The following is a 2,446-nucleotide window of genomic DNA, read 5'->3' on the forward strand; positions in this document are numbered from 1 at the left end:
ATTGGGGATAGCGCACGCCCCGGCGCTTGCGGCCCTCAGGAAGCGACTGCAGAAAGCCGATCAGATCAGAAGGCGACGCGGGCTTGGACAAGAGAGAGGAGCAATCCAACCGAGGACAGCAGCCCAAGAAAGGCACCGCAATCGGCCTTGTGACTGACTTTCAGTCGGCCCTGGGGCAGCACCTGATCGGCCAGCCGCCGCAGTCGTTGATCGGCCGTGAACCATGGCCCTCGCCAGAGGCGGAGAATCCACCGCTTCTGTCTACGATCGATCCATGGCGTTTCCCCGCATCAGCCACGATCCCGCCGTGATGGGCGGCAAGACCTGCATCCGCGGGCTGCGCATCACGGTGGGCACCATCGTGGGTCTGATGGCCAGTGGAAGCAGCCGCGAGCGCATCCTGCAGGCTTACCCGCTCCTGGAACCTGCCGACATTGATGAGACCCTGGCCTATGCGGCCTGGCGCATGGAAGAGCGAGAAGAGGCGCTGGTCCTGAGCTGATGGCCATCAGGCCGTGCACTGGTCCAAGGTGGGCGATCCGCGAGCACCGGATACGGACCTGATGCGATCGGCCCCCTGGTTCTCTCTCTCCTCATGACCTACGCCGCCGAGATTGAGCAAGGGGCGCTGGTGGTGGCCGACGAACGCCGCGAGCGCGTTCGGATCCTGCCTCTGAACAGGCAAGGCTGACCGTCCCAGTCGATCCCAGGCTGCGCTTCTGGGCGCTGGCCCGGCGCTGCAAAAGTCGATGCAGGGGATCTGGCAGGTCACGGATCTGCAGGTAAGCCATGACAGTTCTCAGGCGTACCACAAATGACCTGAAGGGAATCCGGATGGCCTCCAGCCCCCGATCCGTGAGCCCATCCAGCAGCACCCGGCTCTGGGCCGCTCCAGCCTCGGTTCGCCGCGCAGCCCGAAGGCCGGACCGCAGCGCACCAGGTCAGTGCCCACGGTGCCGAGGCGTGCTCTGCCTTCTGGGCGCCGGGCAGGGTCCCCAGCTCCAGGCTGTGGATCCCAACTAAATTGGCCCCATCGCCTGCGCTTGGGGCCATGACGCTTGCACCTCCAGCGGCTTGCGTCCCCAGCAGTGGTGTAATTCTCCCGGAACCCCCACCCCGGCGTAGCCGGGGTGGGCCGCGTACCTCAGGCGATCGGCTCCACGGCTGACGTTGCAAGGGGTGGGCAGGCCCGTTTCCCTGGTTCGAGAACCACCTCAACCAGACAGACCATGCCCAAGACCTACTCTGCCGCACCCGACCTGGCCTCGCTACTGGATGGCAGCAGCGCCGGGGAACTGATCCCGGCGCTGGCCACACGCGGCCTGCAGCAGCTGATCGAGCTGGAGGTCGCCGCCGTTCTGGGAGCCGAGCGCCATGAGCGGACCGAGGAACGGCTCGGCTACCGCAACGGCTACCGCTCCCGCACCCTCACCACCCAGGTGGGTGATCTCGCGCTGCAGATCCCCAAACTGCGGGCCGGCAGCTTCATCCCCTCGATCCTGGAGCCCCGCCGCCGGATCGATCAAGCCCTGTACGCGGTGATCATGGAGGCCTACATCAACGGCGTCTCCACCCGCAAGGTTGATGCCCTGGTGGCGGCGCTGGGCTCCCAGAGCGGCATCTCCAAGTCGCAGGTGAGTCGCATCTGTCAGGAGATCGACCAGCAGGTGCAGGCCTTTCTGAATCGGCCTCTGGAGAGCAGCGGCTACGCCTACGTCTACCTCGATGCCACCTACCTCAAGGGCCGCCTCGGCAAGGCTCAGCAGGTTTGTTCCCGCGCTGTCGTCGTCGCCATGGGCGTGAACGAGGACGGGCGCCGGGAGTTGCTGGGCCTCAAGGTGGGCGACAGTGAGAGCGAGCCCTTCTGGGCGGAATTCATCGCCCACCTCAAGGAGCGAGGCCTCGCTGGCGTCAAGCTGGTGATCTCTGATGCCCACGTGGGGCTCACCAAGGCGATCGGCCGCCAGCTGCAGGGAAGCGTCTGGCAGCGCTGCAGGGTCCATTTCGCCCGCAACCTGCTGCAGTGCGTCCCCAAGGCTCACCAGGGCATGGTCACCGCCGCTCTGCGCAGTGTGTTCGCCCAGGAAACCGCTGAGGAGATCGAGTCACGCTGGGACGATCTGGCGATCTCGTTGGCGGAGCGCTTCCCCAAGGCCGAATCACTAATGCACGGGGCCAAGGAGGACGTGCTGGCGTTCCGCCACTTCCCCAAGGACCACTGGCGCAAGATCTGGAGCACCAACCTGCTCGAGCGGGTCAACGAGGAGATCAAGCGCCGCACCAGGGTCGTGGGCATCTTCCCCAACGACCCTGCGATCACCCGCCTGGTGGGGGCGGTGCTGCTGGAGCAGCACGAGCACTGGCAGCTGGAGGGCCGCCGCATGTTCTCCGCCGACAGCATGGCCCTCATCCCGGAGCTGGATGACATCCCTGCACTCCAGGCCCT

Annotated in this window: 2 protein-coding genes; both read left to right on the plus strand. The window is 66.0% G+C overall.

What is annotated here, in order from left to right; translation table 11 throughout:
* Positions 1-274: 274 nt before the first annotated feature.
* The gene (locus KBZ33_RS21330; protein ID WP_255012021.1) at positions 275-502 is read left to right on the plus strand and encodes a DUF433 domain-containing protein; all 228 of its coding nucleotides are present in this window, start codon (positions 275-277) and stop codon (positions 500-502) included.
* A gap of 727 nt (positions 503-1,229) precedes the next feature.
* Positions 1,230-2,446 (plus strand): IS256 family transposase (locus KBZ33_RS21335; RefSeq protein ID WP_255012022.1); only part of this gene is annotated, 1,217 nt, incomplete at its 3' end.

The sequence above is a fragment of the Cyanobium sp. Cruz-8D1 genome, from assembly GCF_024345975.1.
Classification (GTDB): Bacteria; Cyanobacteriota; Cyanobacteriia; order PCC-6307; family Cyanobiaceae; genus Cyanobium.

Bases quoted from the DNA above. Each gene is read 5' to 3' on its own strand.
- KBZ33_RS21330 (WP_255012021.1), top strand. From the start codon at position 275: ATGGCGTTTCCCCGCATCAGCCACGATCCCGCCGTGATGGGCGGCAAG.